Origin of the sequence: Maricurvus nonylphenolicus (genome assembly GCF_042854845.1) — a bacterium.
Taxonomy (GTDB): Bacteria; Pseudomonadota; Gammaproteobacteria; order Pseudomonadales; family Cellvibrionaceae; genus Maricurvus; species Maricurvus nonylphenolicus.
The window spans coordinates 4577076-4596233 of the sequence record NZ_AP031498.1; the positions used below are offsets into that span (position 1 = coordinate 4577076).

Here is a 19158-nt window from a genome sequence, read left to right on the forward strand (position 1 = left end):
TTAAAAACTGCGCTTAGAAAACTTCTTCAGGGTTTAAATCAAACAGATACTCTGGGTCCAGATCCAGGTCACGCAGAATATCCTGCCCCTCTTCTTGTAGCAGGTTGATATCTTCTTCGTTGAGTTCTTCATCCAGGCCCTGCTGAATCACAATTTCAACACGGCGATTGCGCGCCCTGTTTTCAGTCGAATTATTATCCACCAGTGGCACAGTGTCAGAAAAACCCGACACTTCAAAACGGCGCGGATTAATATCATCACCCATTAACTCATGGGCCACAGATACGGCACGGGAAGAAGACAGCTCCCAGTTGGAACGGAAACGCGAGGTGCGAATGGGCACATTATCGGTATGGCCCTGCACTTCAATCTTGCCAGGTTTTACCCGCAGGACTTCTTTGATTTCCGACAGGACGTCGTAGTAGTCATCATTCAGCTCCGCTGAGGCTGATTTAAACGAGCCCTTTTCACGAATGCGGATAATGATCTGTCGGCCGCGGGTTTCCACTTCAATCTCACCGGCAGCAATTTGATCGTGCAATGCCTGGGCAAGCTCAATGGCATCCTGCTCGGTCTGGGCAATCAGCTCTTCCAGCTTCTGCTTGATACGCACCTTGGCACCAGCATCTTTCGCTTCATCACCTTGCTCAACATCGAACTCCTGAGCACAATCAAAATCAAGTGAACTTTGGGTTAAATCTTCCGTTTTCTGCCAGATTTCGTTGATCGGTGTAGGCTCTGGGATACTCGGGCTAAACTCCTGGGCAATAATACTGGTGCCCTTGGGCACATCGGTTACGTTAAGCTTGTTCTGTACACCGAACGCCTGGGCCATCGAACCGGCGAGGCGCTTGAATTTCATCGCGTCCATTTCCGAAAACGACAGCAGCAGTACGAAGAAACACATTAACAGGGACATCAAGTCTGCAAATGTCCCCATCCATGCCGGGAGGCCTTCCTCGCAGTCGCATTTCTGTTGTTCTTCATCACTCATGACTGATCCCCACTAGTCCCTATGTCTATTCGGCTTCAGCCACTTCGCGTTTGCCCTCAGGCAAATAGGTACGCAACATGGAATCAATCACCCGTGGGTTTTGGCCGCCCTGAATCGCCAACAGCGCATCGATCACCAAACTCTTAATCATGGCTTCTTCGCCAGCACGCAGCTTCAGCTTGTCGGCAATCGGGTCAGTGATGGCGTTGGCCACCACCGCGCCGTAAAGCGTCGTCAACAGCGCTACCGCCATCGCCGGGCCAATTGATTTGGGGTCATCCATGTTAGCCAGCATGGCTACCAGACCGATCAGGGTACCAATCATTCCCATCGCCGGCGCCATCACCGTCAGGGCGGCGAATATTTGTGCGCCATTGGCATGGCGCTCTTCGGCCAGTGTCTTATCTTTGGAGAGCAGGGTTTTGACTACATCGGGGTCATGGCCATCAACCAGTAACTGAATCCCCTTTTGCAAGAACTCATTACTGACTTCCTTACCCTCTAATGAAAGCAAACCGCCTTTACGGGCAGCATCGGCCAACTCGACAATTTCGTCGATCAATTCGGCCGGGTCATCAATCTTGCTTTTAAAGCTTTTCCCCGCCACTTTCATAGCGCCGAGAAACTGCCCCAAACCAAACTTAGCCATCACAGCAAAGATACTGCCGCCTATCACGATGACAACGGATGGCGCGTTAAGAAACATACCGAGATCACCACTCATCAACATGGTGGTGATGATCAGGCCCATGGCGCCCAAGAGGCCAACCAGCGTTGCTAAATCCACGCTTTACTCCTTGCAACGTTGTTCTTATTTACCGCCCTGTTTATCGCCAAACGGTCAATTTGCATACAGCAAACAGGCGATAATGTGTGAGCATTTCCAATAGTATCGGCAGGCGTACCAAAAAATCCATGCCCCATCCCAGTTTAGCTGTTGTTTTAGCAGCTGCTCCACAACCTGCCAAATGCACCGGAATCACAGCGATGATCTGGTATCATTGACCAGAACCAGCCCCTTCTGTAGGGTGCGCATTCTAACACTCACTCCAACGAGATGACGCCTGTGGCCGCAAAAAAGAAGCCGATTGATTTCGAAAAATCCCTGCAAGACCTGGAAAACCTGGTCACGGCTATGGAAAAAGGCGATATGACTCTGGAAGAATCCTTGAAGGCCTTTGAAACGGGCATCCAACTGACCCGCGAGTGCCAAACACGTCTGGCTGAAGCCGAGCAGAAGGTGCAACTACTGACCGAACAGCAAGGCGAGTTGCAGGCCACGCCATTCGATACCGATCTTTCCTAGTTCTACCAATAGCAGATTCATGTCCCAGCCTTTTGAAGCCTTCCTTGCCCAGAGTCGACAGCAGGTCGACAACGCCTTAACCGAAAACCTTCCATCTCCTGATCAAGCCGGCGCTGACCGTCGCCTGTTTGAAGCCATGCATTACAGCACCATTAATGGTGGTAAGCGCCTGCGTCCCGTGCTGGTCTATGCCGCGGCTGCCAGTATCGCAGAAGACAAGGTCGCCCAGGACATTCTGGATCGTATCGCTTGTGCGGTTGAATGTATCCATGCCTACAGCCTGGTCCATGACGACCTGCCAGCCATGGACGACGATGATTTACGCCGCGGCCAGCCCACCTGCCATATCGCCTTTGATGAAGCCACTGCGGTACTGGCCGGAGATGCCCTGCAAGGCCAGGCCTTCGAGCTGCTATCAACCCTCGATACGCTGACTCCTCACACGCAACTGGATCTGGTTCGCACCCTGGCTCAGGCCTCTGGTGCTCAGGGTATGGTCGGTGGTCAAGCTATAGATCTGGCCAGTGTCGACAAGCAACTGACACTCGATGCCCTGCAAACCATGCATAACAAAAAGACCGGCGCGCTTATCAAAGCCAGTGTCTTAATGGGGGCGATTGCCACACAAAGTGCCACAGCGGTACAACTGCAAGCACTGAGCACCTACGCCGATGCCATCGGCCTGGCCTTTCAGGTACAGGACGATATCCTCGATGTGATAGCTGATACCGCCACCCTCGGTAAACGCCAGGGCGCTGACGAAGCCCTTAACAAGCCCACTTATGTGTCACTGCTGGGACTTGAAGGCGCTCAAGCAAAAACCCAAGAGCTGCACCAGCAAGCCATCAAGGCGCTGGAAAACTTTGGCGAAGGCGCTGATCTCCTGCGCCAACTGTCAGCGTATATTGTAGAACGGGGCCATTAAGAGCCTTCAGCGCTATTTAAGAGCCCTCAGAGTAATTAAGGGCCTTAAGCGTAATTAAAGCCTTCGTGTAATTAATGCTGGGCATTTGCCCGGCAGCGCAATAAAATTGCGCCCTTGCTGTGATAATCCCGTAATATAAGTGCATGTTTAAAGAGATTCCCCTCACCCGACCTTCTACGCCCCTGCTCGACAGTGTCAATTCGCCTGCGGACCTGCGGGAGCTGGAAGCCGATCAGCTGCCAGAACTGGCCAAGCAGCTGCGGGAATTTCTGCTCTATACAGTTGGCCAAACCGGCGGTCACTTTGGTGCTGGCCTCGGCGTCGTCGAGCTCACAATTGCCCTGCACTATATCTACAACACCCCGGAAGACCGCATTGTCTGGGATGTGGGCCATCAGACCTACCCCCACAAGATTCTGACCGGGCGCCGTGAGCAAATGCACTCCATGCGTCAGGCCAACGGCCTGGCAGGCTTCCCGAAACGCGGCGAAAGCGAATACGACACCTTTGGTGTCGGCCATTCCAGCACCTCGATCAGTGCCGCTCTGGGTATGGCTTTAGGTAGCGATATGGCTGAGCAGATGCGTAAAACCGTGGCAGTGATTGGCGACGGCGCCATGACCGGCGGCATGGCCTTTGAAGCCATGACCCACGCTGCCCACGCCGAAGCCGATATGCTGGTGGTGCTTAACGACAACAATATGTCGATTTCCCGCAATGTCGGCGGCCTGGCCAATTACTTCTCAAAGATCTGGGCCAGCAAGGCCTATATGTCGTTCCGTGAAGGCAGTAAGCGGGTTCTTTCGAAGATCCCCCAGGCTTGGGAAATGGCTCGCAAAACCGAAGAACATATGAAAGGCATGGTGTCACCGGGCACCTTGTTTGAAGAGTTGGGCTTTTACTATATCGGTCCAATCGACGGTCACGACCTGGAACGCCTGGTACACGACCTGCGCAACCTGCGCGATATTCCGGGCCCCAAGTTGCTACATATCATTACCCGTAAAGGTAAAGGCTTTGCTCCGGCGGAAGCCGATCCGGTGGGCTACCACGCCCTGAACAAAATCGAACCCAAGCCGAAGGTTTCTGTCGCAGTTAATCAAGGCGATAAAGCCCTGCCTGCCAAAAAGATTAAATACCAACAGGTGTTTGGTGACTGGCTGTGCGATATGGCCGAGCAGGATAAATCCCTGGTGGGCATTACCCCCGCCATGTGTGAAGGCTCTGGCATGGTCGAGTTTGCCGAGCGCTTTCCCGAGCAATACCACGATGTAGCCATTGCCGAACAGCATGCGGTAACCCTGGGCGCTGGTTTAGCCTGTGAAGGGCAAAAACCGGTAGTTGCCATCTATTCCACATTCCTGCAGCGCGGTTACGACCAACTGATTCACGATGTCGCTATTCAGAACCTGGATGTCACCTTTGCCATCGACCGCGCCGGTCTGGTGGGCGAAGACGGCCCCACCCATGCGGGCAGCTTTGATCTGAGTTTCCTGCGCTGCATTCCCGATATGCTGATTGCTGCCCCCAGCGATGAAAATGAGTGTCGCCAACTGCTGACCACCGCTTATCGCTTCAACGGCCCTGCGGCTGTGCGCTACCCCCGTGGCACAGGCCCCGGCGCCATCATTGAACAAGCGTTAACCGAGCTGCCTATTGGTAAGGGCGTCACCAGACGTCAGGGCAAGCAGGTCGCTATCCTTAATTTTGGCACCCTGTTGCCTGCAGCATTAGAAGCGGCTGAAAAACTGAATGCCAGTGTCTGCGATATGCGCTTTGTTAAACCGCTGGATAAAGATTTGATTCGTGAGATGGCCCAAAGCCACGACCTGCTGGTAACCCTGGAAGAAAACACCATTCAAGGTGGTGCCGGTAGTGCGGTAGCGGAATACTTAAACAGCCAGGCGATTGTGATGCCTGTGCTGCAGCTGGGCCTGCCCGATGAATTTATCGACCACGGCAAGCACCCACAACTGTTAGCCGAAGCCGGTCTGGATGCCGATGGCATCTACAACGCGATCGAACAGCGCCTGTTGCTGATAAACCAACATCGTTCAACGGCGTCATAAAGCTACCCACGCTTCACTTACCCCTTTTATTGCACAGGACTCGCCCATGCCTTGGTTACAACTGCGTGTCGACACATCCCGCGAACAGGCAGAGGCGATTGAAGATGCCATTCTGGCCGCCGGTGCCGTGTCGGTCACCCTGCAAGACAATGCCGACCAGCCTATTCTCGAGCCGGCCCTGGGTGAAACGCCCCTGTGGCAGGAAACCCGGGTCACCGGTCTGTTTGAGGCCAGTATCGATACAGATGCTGCCACCGAATCCATACGTCAGCAACTAGCTGACCAACTGCCCAACTATCTCCCGGACTACAGTTGGGAGCAACTGGAAGACAAGGATTGGGAACGTGAGTGGATGAAAAACTACCAGCCGATCCAGTGCGGAGACAACCTGTGGATCTGCCCCAGCTGGCTGGAGCCACCCGCCCCCGATGCCGTCAATCTGTTACTCGATCCCGGCCTGGCCTTTGGGACCGGCACTCACCCGACAACCTTTCTGTGCCTACAGTGGCTGGCCGAGCAGGATGTCAGCGATTGCGAGCTGATCGATTATGGCTGTGGTTCCGGCATTTTAGGCGCTGCCGCACTGCTGCTCGGCGGCAAGTCGGTCATCGGTGTCGATATTGACCCCCAGGCATTGATCGCCACCCGCGAAAACACCAGCCGCAACGGTATCGATGCTGACCGTTTCAATGTCTTTATGCCCAACCGCTGTCCGGATACCCAGGTAGATATTATGCTGGCCAATATTCTCGCCGGGCCCTTGGCTGAGCTGGCCCCCACACTCAATGACCTGACCAAACCCGGTGGCCGCCTGTGCCTGTCCGGCGTTTTAAACACCCAGGCCGAAAAAGTGATGGACGCCTACCGAGAGTGGTTCGACTTTGAACCGGTGCGTAGCAAAGAAGAGTGGGTGTGTCTCGTTGGCACCAAGCGTTAAGAACATGGGGTCTGACTCTGCGGGTCAGACCCCATGTTGAAACACACCTCATCAAACTTCTCAGCACTAACCATTTACCCCCACAGCACTAACGACTACACTCTGCGTCTATTTCAACCGTTTTGATTCAGGGAAAGATCAATTCCTATGGCAGACCCCCATGGCAGATAGAGTCACTCGCTGCCCCAAGTGCAGTACCTCTTTTCGTATTACCGATGCTCAATTGCAATTGGCCAAGGGTGCAGTTCGCTGCGGCTCCTGTCTTTCTATCTTCAAAGCGCTGGACCACCTGGTGGAAACCACACCACAACCCGAAACCCAGCCTGCGCCGGCTAAAGAAGAACCCGCTGCGCAAGATGAAGCCCAGTCGGCTGAAAACACAGTCGATGATAATCGCCTGAGCTTCGACCAGAGCCAGATTGATGGCGACGACCTTGACGATGAAGATATCCTCATCAGCGATGATATGGATAAAAAAATCGACAACACCCAGGCCGACATTACCCTCGGTGGCGAGCTGAGCGAGAGTTTTCTGGATTTCGACACACCACCTCAGACAGCATCCCTGTTTGAGCGCGAAGCACAGGCAGCCAAAGAAGAAGATAAAGACCATACCGACGAAAGCTGGGCGGTCGATCTGCTTAACGATCTGGATGAAGAACCCGATACGCCTCCTCCGCCACCTGCCGACGATCTAGAAGACACCCTGGACGACCAAACAGCGTTTGCAGCAGAGGACGATCCAGACTTTGATTACAGCCGCAAAACAACAGGCACCTTCCAGGCTCTGGACGACCAAACCCTGGAGGACGCCCTAGGTGAACCCCTATCTGCACGCCCGGAACCACGCTTTTCCCTGGCGCCATCGGAAGCCGATGAAGAGCTTCAGGAATTTGAGGAAGAACTGGAAGACCAGGGTTACCAGCTCAACCAGGAGATGCTGGAAAATATCTCTCTCGATGTGGTTGAGCTGGAACAGGCACCACAGGCTAATGCCTGGCCAAAACGCCTGCTGTGGGGCAGCTTAAGCCTGGTAGCCTCCCTACTGCTAGTCGGTCAGGTAGGGTATGCCAAATTTGACCACCTGAGTCGGGTTGAGCCCTATCGCAGCCACTATGCCACCGCCTGTGAGCTGATTGGCTGCCAACTGCCTACCCTGACCGACCGCAGCCGAATCAAAACCCATAACCTGCTGATTCGCAGCCATCCAAAAGTGGATAGCGCCCTGGTGATTGATGCCATTATCCTCAATAGCGCCCCTTTTGATCAGAGCTTCCCGGCACTGACACTGACCTTTAGCGACATCAACAATAAGGTTGTCGCCTCACGACGCTTTACCCCCAACGAGTACCTCGGCGGTGAGCTGGCAGGCCGCACCATAATGCCGCAGGGTCAGCCTGTGCACCTGTCACTGGAAATCGTCGATCCTGGCTCAGACGCCATCAACTATCGCCTGGAAAGCACAGACTAGGTCACTTTCTGTAACCATAACAGGCCTTGCACCGCAGGGCCTGGGTTAGCAAGTCTTTACCCCTTACTCACAGCAACCGATAAACCAGCCACAACCCCAAACCCCATGCCCTTTTTCACGGCATTTTTCAAGTCTAAAAATGCAGCAATTTGTGCAAATTCTGCTTCACCCGAGCGCCCTGTGGGAGTATGATAGCTCCCCTTTTCGACGCCCAAGCGGCCACACTCAAAAGAGCTGTAACCAGACGGTAAAAACAGACCGTCGAGGCGTCAGCGCAGACATCTGCGCAAGCAACTAATAGCGTTTACTTGGGGTTATCTCATTGTTTCAAATCGGACCTTACCACTTTGACAGTCACGTGGTACTGGCTCCCATGGCAGGAGTCACCGATTTACCGTTTCGCCAGTTGTGTCGCACCATGGGTGCCGGCCTGGTGGTATCCGAAATGGTGACCTCAGATACGCGCCTGTGGAACAGTCGCAAATCCCAAACCCGACTCAATCACGCAGGCGAAGTGGAACCCCGCTCGGTACAAATTGCCGGTGGCGATCCGCAGATGATGGCCGAAGCGGCCCGCATGAACGTCGAGCGCGGCGCCCAGATCATTGATATCAATATGGGCTGCCCCGCCAAAAAGGTCTGCAAAAAAGCCGCAGGCTCTGCACTGCTCCAGGACGAACCCCTGGTTGCTGAAATTTTAGACACGGTGGTCAACGCCGTGGATGTACCGGTCACCCTGAAAATACGCACCGGTTGGAATCGTGACAATCGCAATGCCACCCGCATTGCCAAGATGGCCGAAGACGCCGGCATTCAAGCCCTGGCGGTTCACGGCCGCACCCGGGCCTGCGCTTTTAAGGGCGAGGCCGAGTACGACACCATTGCCAAGGTGGTAGATACGGTACAGATACCGGTGTTTGCCAACGGTGATATAGATACGCCGCACAAGGCCAAGCAGGTACTGGATGCCACCGGCGCCAGTGCTGTGATGATTGGCCGTGCAGCACAGGGACGCCCCTGGATATTCCGCGAAATTGAGCACTTCCTGCGCACCGGGGAGCCTCTGCCGGAGCCCTCACTGGAAGAGGTCAGGGACATCCTCTGTAACCATTTGAGCGAACTGCATCGCTTTTATGGTGACTTTATGGGGCCACGTATCGCTCGCAAACATGTGGGCTGGTACCTGAAAACCTTCGCTGACGGCGAGGTTTTTCGAAAAGCATTTAACAAGATTGAAAATTCGCTAGAACAACATGCCAGCGTTCAAACATTTTTTGAACGCCAGATAACGAAAGAGGATAAAGCAGCATGAACACAGCTGAAACGCTCATGGCAGACGCACCCGTTGAACTGACCAGCCAGGCCATTCCACAAACCACGGGTATCTCACAGAACCAATCACTGCGTGACTGTGTAGAGCAAGCCATGGACAACTACTTCAAGCACCTGGACGGTCAGGCAGTTACCGACGTTTACGATCTGGTAATGGCTGAGGTAGAAGCCCCAATGCTGGAAATCGTGATGAAGTACACCCGTCACAACCAAACCAAAGCTGCTCAGGTATTGGGCCTGAACCGCGGCACTCTGCGCAAGAAGCTGAAGCAGTACGGCCTGCTGTAAGATCACAGCTATACTGATGCTTATTAGAGGGTGAGGCTGGGAATGACAAAAACCCAGCCTCGCCCTTTGTCGTTTTATTTAAACCATTACGGCTCCTTCTTGGAACCATAAACGGATCTTTTACGGAAACAATGATGACCCAACTTGTGAAAGTTAAACGCGCCCTGATCAGCGTGTCTGACAAAACCGGTATTGTTGAATTTGCTCAAGCCCTGAACGGCCACGGCGTTGAAATCCTGTCCACCGGCGGCACCTTCCGCCTGCTGCAGGAAAACGGCATCCCCGCCATCGAAGTCTCTGACTACACCGGTTTCCCGGAAATGATGGACGGCCGTGTTAAGACCCTGCACCCGAAAGTACACGGTGGCATCCTGGGCCGTCGCGGCACCGACGATGCAGTTATGCAAGAGCACGGCATTACCCCCATCGACATGGTTGTGGTTAACCTGTATCCGTTTAAAGCCACTGTTGCCGATCCTAACTGTGATCTGCCAACCGCCATCGAAAATATCGATATCGGTGGCCCGACTATGGTTCGCTCTGCAGCGAAAAACCACAAAGATGTCGCCATCGTGGTTAACGCCAGCAGCTACGACACCGTGGTTGAAGAAATGCAGGAAAACGACGGCGCCCTGGGTTACGAAACCCGTTACGACCTGATGGTTCAAGCGTTCGAGCACACCGCGCAGTACGACGGCATGATCGCCAACCACTTCGGCGCACGCAACACGGCTAACGAAGCCCGTCCTTTCTCCAACACCTACAACGTCCAGTACGAAAAAGCCCAAGACATGCGTTACGGTGAAAACCCGCATCAGCAGGCGGCTTTCTACGTTGAAGCCGACGCACCGGAAGCTTCAATTTCTACTGCTACTCAAATTCAGGGCAAAGAGCTGTCGTTCAACAACGTTGCCGACACTGACGCGGCACTGGAAACCGTTAAACTGTTTGACGAGCCTGCCTGTGTCATCGTTAAGCACGCCAACCCCTGTGGTGTTGCCGTAGCCGCTGACATTAAAACCGCTTACGAGCTAGCCTTCGCCACTGACCCGGAATCTGCCTTCGGCGGCATTATCGCCTTTAACCGCGAGCTGGATGCCGAAACCGCACAGCTGATCGTCGACAAGCAATTCTCTGAAGTAATTATTGCACCTAAGGTTGCCGCCGCTGCCGCTGAAGCCGTATCTGCCAAGAAAAACGTTCGCCTGCTGGAGTGTGGTGAGTGGGGCGCCGAGCGTCCAGCCGCGTTCGACTACAAGCGCGTTAACGGCGGTCTGCTGATTCAGGAAAAAGACAACGGCATGGTTGCCAAAGACGACCTGAAAGTTGTCACTAAAGTTCAACCAAGTGACGAGCAAATGGACGAACTGCTGTTCGCCTGGAAAGTTGCCAAGATGGTGAAATCCAACGCTATCATTTACGCCAAAGACGGTCGCACTATCGGTGTTGGCGCCGGTCAAATGAGCCGCGTGAACTCCGCCCGTATTGCAGCCATTAAAGCCGAGCACGCCAACCTGGAAGTCAAAGGTGCGGTGATGGCATCTGACGCTTTCTTCCCATTCCGCGACGGTATCGATAATGCCGCTAAAGTGGGTATCAGCGCTGTGATTCAGCCTGGTGGCTCCATGCGTGATGAAGAAGTGATTGCTGCCGCAGACGAACACGGCATGGCGATGGTATTCACCGGCATGCGTCACTTCCGTCACTAAGGAGATCCATATGAACGTATTAGTTATTGGCTCCGGCGGTCGCGAGCACGCACTGGCTTGGAAAGCCGCGCAAAACCCAAATATTGAAACCGTATACGTTGCCCCGGGTAATGCCGGTACTGCAACTGAAGCAGGCCTGGAAAACGTTGCCATCGACGTGATGGAATTTGAAAAGCTGGCCGCGTTTGCCAAAGACAACAACTGTGGTCTGACCATCGTTGGTCCGGAAGCGCCGCTGGTTGATGGCGTTGTGGATTACTTTGCCGAGCAGGGCCTGCGTGCCTTTGGTCCTTCCAAGGGTGCAGCTCAGCTGGAAGGCTCCAAAGCCTTCACCAAAGATTTTCTGGCGCGCCACAAAATCCCTACCGCCGAATACCAGAACTTTACCGAAGTTGAGCCAGCCTTGGCTTACTTGCAGGAAAAAGGTGCACCGATTGTAGTTAAGGCCGACGGTTTGGCTGCCGGTAAAGGTGTGATTGTTGCCGAAACTCTGGAGCAAGCTGAAGAAGCCGTTAAAGATATGCTGTCTGGTAACGCTTTTGGTGATGCCGGCTGTCGCGTTGTGATCGAGGAATTCCTCGACGGCGAAGAAGCCAGCTTTATTGTGATGGTTGACGGTAAAAACGTTGTGCCTATGGCCACCAGCCAGGACCACAAACGTGTTGGCGATAAAGACACCGGCCCTAACACCGGTGGCATGGGCGCCTACTCTCCTGCGCCTGTTGTAACAGCTGAAATTCACGATCGCATTATGAGCGAAGTGATTATGCCTACCGTAAACGGCATGGCTGCCGAAGGTAACGACTACACCGGTTTCCTGTACGCGGGTCTGATGATCGACGCCGAGGGCACGCCTAAAGTGATCGAGTACAACTGTCGTTTCGGTGATCCGGAAACCCAGCCTATTATGCTGCGCATGAAATCAGACATGGTTGAACTGTGTGAAGCGGCTATCGACGGTCAACTGGCTGGCAAAACCACCGAGTGGGACGAGCGTTGCTCTGTCGGCGTTGTACTGGCAGCGGGTGGTTACCCGGCGTCTTACAACAAGGGCGATGTCATCTCCTTACCGGAAGCTGAAGCTGACGGCGAAAAAATCTTCCACGCCGGTACAGCGCTGAAAGACGGTCAGGTAGTGACCAACGGCGGTCGTGTGCTCTGCGCCACCGCCTTGGGTAACAGTGTGACTGAAGCCCAGCAAAAAGCTTACGAGCTGACCCGCAAGATCGACTGGAAAGATGTTTATTTCCGCAACGATATTGCCTACCGCGCTATTGCTCGCGAGCAAGGTTAAGTCGTCAAGCTTAAGCTAATAAAAAACCGAAGCTGCAAAGCTTCGGTTTTTTTATGTCTGGCTGATACCTGATACTGATACATGGTTACGCAGGCACTGTTCTCTCTGACGCCCAATGGCGCAATGCCATTAACTGCTCTGCCATCACCACGGCCAGGGGCGTAGTCTTCTCAATTTCACACTGTATTGCGGCGGTATCCACCTTGCGATCCTCTGCTTCTGCGGTATACAGGGCGGCAACAATAGCCTGTTCAATCTCAGCACCGGAAAAGTCTTCTGCGGTCATGGCTAATGCGGCCACATCAAACGTGTTAACATTTAAATCCCGCTTTTGCAGATGAATCATAAAGATTTCCTCACGCACTTCTGCATCCGGTAAATCTACAAAAAAGATTTCATCAAAGCGCCCCTTGCGCACCAGCTCTGCCGGCAACGACTGAATATCGTTACTGGTGGCCACCATAAACACCGGCGCCTTGCGCTCGGCCATCCAGGTTAACAGATACCCCAGCAAACGCCGTGACATACCATTGTCATCACTGCTTTGCGACAGGGCTTTTTCAATTTCATCCAGCCATAACACACAAGGCGACATTACCTCAGCCTGGGCCAGGGTTTCGCGCAAGTTGCGTTCGGTTTCACCGATATATTTGTTATACAGCGCCCCCATTTCCAAACGCAACAGCGGTAAATTCCACAGGCCGGCAATGGCCTTGGCCGCCAGGCTTTTACCTCCGCCCTGCACGCCTAATAATAAAACCCCTTTAGGGCTATCTGACGTTTTCTGCTCTACAAACGCTGTGCGACGTTGCAATAACCATTGTTTGAGATTGTGCAGACCGCCGACCTTGGCAAACTCTTCAGTATCAAATTCAAAATGCAGCAGACCATCCTGATTCAGCAAATCAAACTTGGCTTGATGCAAGGCAGGGATATCTTCATGGGTAATCGCGCCATCATCGGCGATAGCGTGATAAGCCAGACGACTGACATCCTGATGGGGCAAGCCCTGCATCTGTCCAGCCAATAGCTGCAGCGCCTTACCATCGGTTTTAATACGCCCACCGCCGTTTTCTTTCGACCAGCGCTTGGCCTCATTGCGAATCAGCTGCATGATCTCCCCCTCATCAGGCAGCGCCAGGTCGGCGCTAACACTGTAGGGCTTTAACTCTGCCGGCAGCTCCAAACGGTGGCTGACAAATACCAGGGTTTTATCACTGTGGACTTTACCCAGGGCAATATCCTTGATCAGCCGAACGATTTTTGGGTTATCCGTAAGAAATGGGTGGAAGTCGCAGAGCATAAAAACGCCGCCTTCATTACGACTCTTGATCGATTCCAGCACCTCTTCAGCATTTAGCTTCTGACCGCTTACCCCGATTTGCGGGCCAAAGCCGGCTGCCGCCAATCCATCTGTCAGTGTCCAGCGGTAAAGTGTACGGCGCTGCTGGCGTAGCTCGCGCTGCAACAACTGCAGGGCGTAATCTTCCTGGTGGGTTTCCAATACCACCAACGAAGTCTTGCCCTTGATCAACAACCCCAGATCCCTTGCCCGCTGTAACATCCTTTATCCTCATTAATTCTCTATATGCTCAGGGCTATGCTAACCGAATTCGGCTGGAGTACAATAAGCCCATTGATTTTAAGGGCTTGTTGCATATGTCTCAGCGTCATCTTACTCCGGTCGATTTACTCATCACCCAAGCGGATCGGGCTCTGCGCACCCTCAGCCCAGGTAAGCCCGCCCATGGCAGAAGCTCTCCGGCCAACCAGGTCGCAGAAGCGGAGCTGTCTGATGCTGAACGCCGTCATGCTGCGGGCCTTATGCGCGTCAACCACGCCGGTGAGGTATGCGCCCAAGCCCTGTACCAAGGCCAGGCCCTGACTGCCAAGCTGCCCGAAGTACGCGAGGAAATGGAGCATGCCGCCGACGAAGAAATTGACCATCTGGCCTGGTGCCAGGAACGCTTGCAGCAACTCGATAGCCACCCCAGTCTGCTGAATCCCCTATGGTATGGCCTGTCATTCGGCATAGGTGCTGCAGCAGGCAAAATCAGTGACCGCATCAGCCTGGGTTTTGTCGCCGCCACCGAAGACCAGGTCTGCAAGCACCTGGAAGACCACCTTCAGCACCTGCCAGAGCAGGATGAGCGCAGTCGCGCCGTGGTTGAACAAATGCTGATTGACGAGGAAAAACATGCCCACAGCGCCCTGGATGCCGGCGGTATGCGCTTTCCAGCACCGGTAAAAGGCTTCATGAGACTGGTTTCTAAAGCCATGACCAAAACCAGTTACCGGTTCTAAACAGGCGCAGAACTTCTATACTGGAGAGTAATACCGGGCATCTTCAAAGCCTAGAGACGGCCCGGCCGACCAGTAACCAGCATTTAACCGACTTAATCCTCTATGCGCATTAAGCCCAAGCTGTCGCTCGTACTGCCTGCCGCCATTCTTGCCCCGCTGCTTGTACTCATGCTGATTCAGGTTAATCAACTGCGCCTGGAACAACGGGATATCGTGCTGGCAGAACTGGAGAGCTACACGGCCCGTGGCGCCGAAGTGCTGAATGCCGAGCTGGAATCTGTGCAGCGTGAAGTCGCTATCTACGCCAAAACCGATGCCTTGCGCACAATGGATTCAGAGCGTTTTTTACCGTTTCTGAAGGCCGAAAAACAACGCAATGCGCCGCGTTTTGAAAAGTTTATCGTCGGCACCCCCGAGGGTTACTTCTACAATACTGAAGGTGGTAACCCCCACTTCAAGGGCTTGAGAACCTTTGATGACACCAGCACCGATACCAAACCCCGCACCATTTCACGGCGTGACTACTGGAAAGGCACCGTCGGCTTAAATCGAGAACGCGCCGCGCAAACGATCGTCTCCAACCCCATGATCTCCTACACAACCGGCGCTAAACAAATCGTTGTCGCTGCAACGATTTTGGATGATCAGCAACAAATTCTGGGCATGGTCGGCGCAGCCATTGATTGGCAACGTATCAATCAGATGATAAACCAGCTGCAACAGGAGCTGTTTGACCCCTTTGCCGATAACATTCGTATGTTCTTGGTTACCAGTGATGGTAACTACTGGTATCACTGGGACCCGAAAAAAGTTGTTCACCTAAAACGAGATGCCCAGGGAGAACTGGTTCTTAACAAAGACAAGCAAACCATCTCTGTCACCAAATCTATTTACGATACCTCCATCACCGAATGGCGCCTGGCCGCAGACTCCATCCTCTCAGGTCAGACAGGCCACTTCAGTTATTACAGTGCTGAGGACAGCAAAAACCTCTACGTCGCCTATCATCCGGTTGCGGCAGCAGGTTACTCCCTCGGCGTTGTTGTCGACGAAAGCCATATCATGGCTCCCGTTACTCGCCTTATCGGTAACAGCGCCCTGGCTTACGGGATTGCCTTTATCGCCACTATTTTACTGGCCGTAGGCCTGGCTCGGCATATCTCCAATCCTATTGAGCAGCTGACACGCTATGTGAACAGCGTACAGAAAGGCCAATCGTCTGCATTGTTTCCCGTAAAAGGTGATGACGAAATTACCGAGCTGGCCCAATCGTTTAACCGCATGACCCACTCTATGAACGAGCGCCAACAGGAACTGGAAGCCAGCCGCGAGCGTTTTTCACTCGCCATGAAAGGTACCAATGACGGTGTGTGGGATTGGGACCTGACCACCGACGATGTCTACTTCTCTCCGCGCTGGGGCGAGATGCTGGGTTATGAAAGCGATGAATTAGCTCACCGGATTGAAACCTTTTTGGATTTACTGCACCCCGATGATGTGGCCATGGCACAACGGGCAATCGATGAAACCCTGGAAAGCCGCAACGCCTATTACAGCGTCAATTTCCGCATGCAACACAAGAGCGGCAATATTGTGCATATCCTCGCACGCGGTTTTTTAGTTTGCGACAACTTGACCGGTAACCCTCGCCGTCTGGTCGGTACCCATACCGACATGACCGAGCAACATATGCACCAGGCGCGTATCGAATCCCTTAACAGTCAGCTGGAGTTTCGCGTTAGAGAACGCACTTACGAGTTGGAAAAAGCCACCAACAAAGCACAAGCGTTACAACTGCAAGCGGAAAATGCCAACCGGGCCAAGAGTGTTTTCCTGGCCAATATGTCTCACGAGTTACGTACGCCACTTAATTCTATTTTGGGATTTAGTAATAGACTGCTAACCAAATTGGGAGGTTCACTGGAAAGCCGTCATCGCGACGCTCTGGCAACCATTGAGCGCAATGGTAAACACCTGCTCAACTTAATTAACGATCTGTTAGACACGGCAAAAATTGAAGCAGGTAAGCTCCCCTTACACAAGGAAAACGTCGACATCAACAACCTGATCCAGCAATCCCTGGCGCAGGTACAACCCATGATCGACGAAAAACGCCTGACCCTGAAATACAACCTACCGTCGCCGGCACGACAGATTTCTGCTGACCCCAAGCGTTTAACACAGATTATTTTCAATCTGCTATCCAATGCTATTAAGTACACTCAACGCGGTGGTATCAGTATCGAAGTCAGAGACAGGAGTTACGATGGTATCGATGGTATTGAAATCGGTGTTCACGATACCGGTTGTGGCATTGAACCCAGCGAGCTGGACAACCTGTTTAAGAGTTTTACCCGCGCAGAAGATGTTGAAGCAAGCCATATCCAAGGCACGGGATTGGGGCTGGCTTTAATCCGCGACCTTACCGAGCTTCACAACGGCAAGGTCAGTGTGAACTCAACCCCACAGAGGGGCAGTAGTTTTTATGTCTGGCTGCCATTGGGTGAAGCCAAAGCAGCCTGAGCTTATTCAGAAAGCTATTTCTTTGGCGGGGCTTTTTCAGGCAGTTCTTTTGTCGGCAGCATCGTGCGTATCAAGCCACGGGTACCCAACCAGACAACCACCAGAACAATGGGAACTGATATCCCCAAAGCCAGATTTTTATCCAGCGCTACGCCCTGCTCGATCAGTGCACTGTAAACGTAACCCAACAGTCCCATTAAGTAATAGGCGATTGCCGCTACAGAGAAGCCCTCTACCGCTTGTTGCAAACGCAACTGCAAACCGCTGCGGCGATCGAGTGATTCCAGCAGGTTTTGGTTTTGGGTGGCAATATTTAATTCCACCCGTGTGCGCAACAGGCTACTGGTCTGCGCTACCCGGCGAGACAAATCTTCCATACGCTGACGAATGGCGTTACAGGTGCTGATGCCCGGACCAAGACGGCGATCGAGAAACTCTTCCAGCGTCTGGCGGCCTGCCACCTGCTCTTCTTTTAATTGCTCTAGGCGAGACGACACCAAATCAAAGTAGGCATTGGTAGCGCCAAAGCGGTAGTTGGTATCGGATCGGTATTTTTCCACCTGGGCCGCAACTTTGGTTAGCGACTCCAGCATTTCCTGGTCATCGCTGAAGTCCCCTTGCGTGGCAATCTGCTGATTAATGCGCGCCAGAGTTTCTTCCATCTCCGTCACATTGGGTGCCAACTTGCGGGCAATGGGCAGGCCTAATAGCGCCATCAGACGGTAGGTTTCAATTTCCAATACCCGCTGAATCAAACGCCCTGCCTGATAGGCGTTAAGCGCCCTGTCGCGAATCACAAAACGGCTAAAACCGTCACTGTGAATGCGGAAACTGGTCAGAATCTCAGCCTTGCCCTTGGCAACCACACTGCCCGACAAGCGCATACCTTCAAAGGCCTCTACAAGGGCATCTTCCCCCACGGGCTGATCGTCTTTTATGACCGACAAATGCACCGCAGCAATTAACTGTCCCGGCATAGCGGTTAGCCAGTCACGAGGGATAAAACGCAGGGCGCTGTCATTAAACAGTCCGGGCGTTGGCTGTGGCGCAATGAAAGTGTAAGTAGAAAATTCCAGGTGTTTTTCCCAGCGCAACTCAAAGCCACCAAAGTTTTGGTAGTAGCAGGAAGAATCAGCTGAAGGTGGGTTAATACTAAAACGGAGACACAGGGCTTCCAGGTGCGCGTGCTCAAGCAAGCGTTCCTGCTCATTGAGACGAATAGCCATATGGCTAACCACACAGGGGGTATCCACCAGCGGTGACGGGCGGTTATGCAGCTCTTCATAGAGCTCTGCCCGGCGACTGTCGACCGTCAGCGTCACTGCCGTTGCAGTCACCTGCGGGCTATCTTCGGTAGACATCTCAGCTGTGCTTACGTCTAATGTTTCAACCATATGCTTCGCCTCAAATTACACCTGGCACTCAATTTCTATACACAGGTAACTGTGCTTAGGCCTCGCCTAACTCTTCGATTTGATAACCGTGGGTCACTTCAACCCCGGCAGCTTCCATCATAATGGAGGCAGAGCAGTACTTTTCAGCAGAGAGCTCAACCGCGCGCTTAACCTGGTTCTCTTTCAGTTTGGTGCCGGTAACAATGAAGTTGAGGTGAATTTTGGTGAACACAGCCGGTACAGCGTCAGCACGCTCGGCCTCGATTTCCACCCGACAATCGCTGACTTGCTGGCGAGACTTTTGCAAAATGCTCATAACGTCAAACGTTGAGCAGCCGCCCATACCCAACAGCAGCATTTCCATTGGGCGAACGCCCATATTGCGACCACCAGCACTCTCCGGGCCATCCATCACTACGCTGTGACCACTGCCGGACTCGCCTACAAACATGGCGCCATCAACCCATTTAACTGTCGCTTGCATATTCACCTCTCGAATTGAGCAAACTGGTTTCTGCGATACCTTTCACCAATACCTTCTACCGATACTTTCTATCAATCACCCCGCACCATTGCAGGGCAAAATTAGCGGCTCGCGAAAAGCCCGCTAGG

At 53.3% G+C, this 19158-nt stretch carries 16 protein-coding genes; 11 read left to right on the forward strand and 5 right to left on the reverse strand.

Annotation, left to right across the window (positions count from 1 at the left end):
• Positions 1-13: 13 nt before the first annotated feature.
• Positions 14-994, reverse strand: coding sequence for a flagellar motor protein MotB (locus tag ACGHZ6_RS19895; RefSeq protein ID WP_390615783.1), 981 nt, complete (start codon positions 992-994; stop codon positions 14-16).
• Between the two features lie 25 nt (positions 995-1019).
• Positions 1020-1781 (reverse strand): flagellar motor protein PomA, encoded by a 762-nt coding sequence (pomA, locus tag ACGHZ6_RS19900; protein ID WP_390615784.1) that lies wholly within the window; start codon positions 1779-1781, stop codon positions 1020-1022.
• Between the two features lie 279 nt (positions 1782-2060).
• Here pomA and ACGHZ6_RS19905 point away from each other — a divergent pair, with 279 nt between their 5' ends.
• The 9 genes from ACGHZ6_RS19905 (at position 2061) to purD (ending at position 12325) form a co-directional block, all read left to right on the forward strand.
• A complete protein-coding gene (locus tag ACGHZ6_RS19905; protein WP_390615785.1) occupies positions 2061-2300 on the forward strand; it encodes an exodeoxyribonuclease VII small subunit in 240 nt (79 codons plus the stop codon).
• Between the two features lie 19 nt (positions 2301-2319).
• The gene (gene ispA / locus ACGHZ6_RS19910) at positions 2320-3225 is read left to right on the forward strand and encodes a (2E,6E)-farnesyl diphosphate synthase (RefSeq protein WP_390615786.1); all 906 of its coding nucleotides are present in this window, start codon (positions 2320-2322) and stop codon (positions 3223-3225) included.
• Between the two features lie 143 nt (positions 3226-3368).
• Positions 3369-5294 carry a 1-deoxy-D-xylulose-5-phosphate synthase gene (gene dxs, locus ACGHZ6_RS19915; protein WP_390615787.1) on the forward strand — a complete coding sequence of 642 codons (1926 nt, stop codon included), beginning with the start codon at positions 3369-3371 and terminating at the stop codon, positions 5292-5294.
• Between the two features lie 46 nt (positions 5295-5340).
• Positions 5341-6231 carry a 50S ribosomal protein L11 methyltransferase gene (gene prmA, locus ACGHZ6_RS19920; protein ID WP_390615788.1) on the forward strand — a complete coding sequence of 297 codons (891 nt, stop codon included), beginning with the start codon at positions 5341-5343 and terminating at the stop codon, positions 6229-6231.
• 160 nt (positions 6232-6391) lie between these two features.
• Positions 6392-7702, forward strand: a complete 1311-nt coding sequence (locus ACGHZ6_RS19925; protein ID WP_390615789.1) for a DUF3426 domain-containing protein — start codon at positions 6392-6394, stop codon at positions 7700-7702.
• Between the two features lie 316 nt (positions 7703-8018).
• Positions 8019-9014, forward strand: a complete 996-nt coding sequence (gene dusB / locus ACGHZ6_RS19930; protein WP_390619196.1) for a tRNA dihydrouridine synthase DusB — start codon at positions 8019-8021, stop codon at positions 9012-9014.
• On the forward strand, positions 9011-9322 hold the full coding sequence (fis, locus tag ACGHZ6_RS19935; protein WP_390615790.1) for a DNA-binding transcriptional regulator Fis: 312 nt from the start codon (positions 9011-9013) through the stop codon (positions 9320-9322). The genes dusB and fis overlap by 4 nt, the downstream gene beginning before the upstream one ends.
• A gap of 134 nt (positions 9323-9456) precedes the next feature.
• Positions 9457-11031, forward strand: coding sequence for a bifunctional phosphoribosylaminoimidazolecarboxamide formyltransferase/IMP cyclohydrolase (gene purH, locus ACGHZ6_RS19940; RefSeq protein WP_390619197.1), 1575 nt, complete (start codon positions 9457-9459; stop codon positions 11029-11031).
• Between the two features lie 10 nt (positions 11032-11041).
• Positions 11042-12325: a phosphoribosylamine--glycine ligase gene (gene purD, locus ACGHZ6_RS19945; RefSeq protein ID WP_390615791.1), complete on the forward strand. Its 1284-nt coding sequence runs from the start codon at positions 11042-11044 to the stop codon at positions 12323-12325.
• A gap of 85 nt (positions 12326-12410) precedes the next feature.
• Here the strand turns inward: purD and ACGHZ6_RS19950 are convergent, their stop codons facing one another.
• Positions 12411-13889, reverse strand: a complete 1479-nt coding sequence (locus tag ACGHZ6_RS19950; protein ID WP_390615792.1) for an AAA family ATPase — start codon at positions 13887-13889, stop codon at positions 12411-12413.
• A gap of 95 nt (positions 13890-13984) precedes the next feature.
• Here ACGHZ6_RS19950 and coq7 point away from each other — a divergent pair, with 95 nt between their 5' ends.
• Positions 13985-14629, forward strand: coding sequence for a 2-polyprenyl-3-methyl-6-methoxy-1,4-benzoquinone monooxygenase (gene coq7 / locus ACGHZ6_RS19955; protein WP_390615793.1), 645 nt, complete (start codon positions 13985-13987; stop codon positions 14627-14629).
• A 102-nt stretch (positions 14630-14731) separates the two neighbouring features.
• On the forward strand, positions 14732-17152 hold the full coding sequence (locus ACGHZ6_RS19960) for an ATP-binding protein (protein WP_390615794.1): 2421 nt from the start codon (positions 14732-14734) through the stop codon (positions 17150-17152).
• Positions 17153-17166: 14 nt separating this feature from the next.
• Here the strand turns inward: ACGHZ6_RS19960 and ACGHZ6_RS19965 are convergent, their stop codons facing one another.
• Both ACGHZ6_RS19965 and ACGHZ6_RS19970 read right to left on the reverse strand, forming a co-directional pair.
• Positions 17167-18546, reverse strand: coding sequence for a DUF3422 family protein (locus ACGHZ6_RS19965; protein ID WP_390615795.1), 1380 nt, complete (start codon positions 18544-18546; stop codon positions 17167-17169).
• A 55-nt stretch (positions 18547-18601) separates the two neighbouring features.
• Complete coding sequence (locus ACGHZ6_RS19970) at positions 18602-19030, reverse strand: OsmC family protein (protein WP_390615796.1); 429 nt, start codon at positions 19028-19030, stop codon at positions 18602-18604.
• Between the last annotated feature and the right edge of the window lie 128 nt (positions 19031-19158).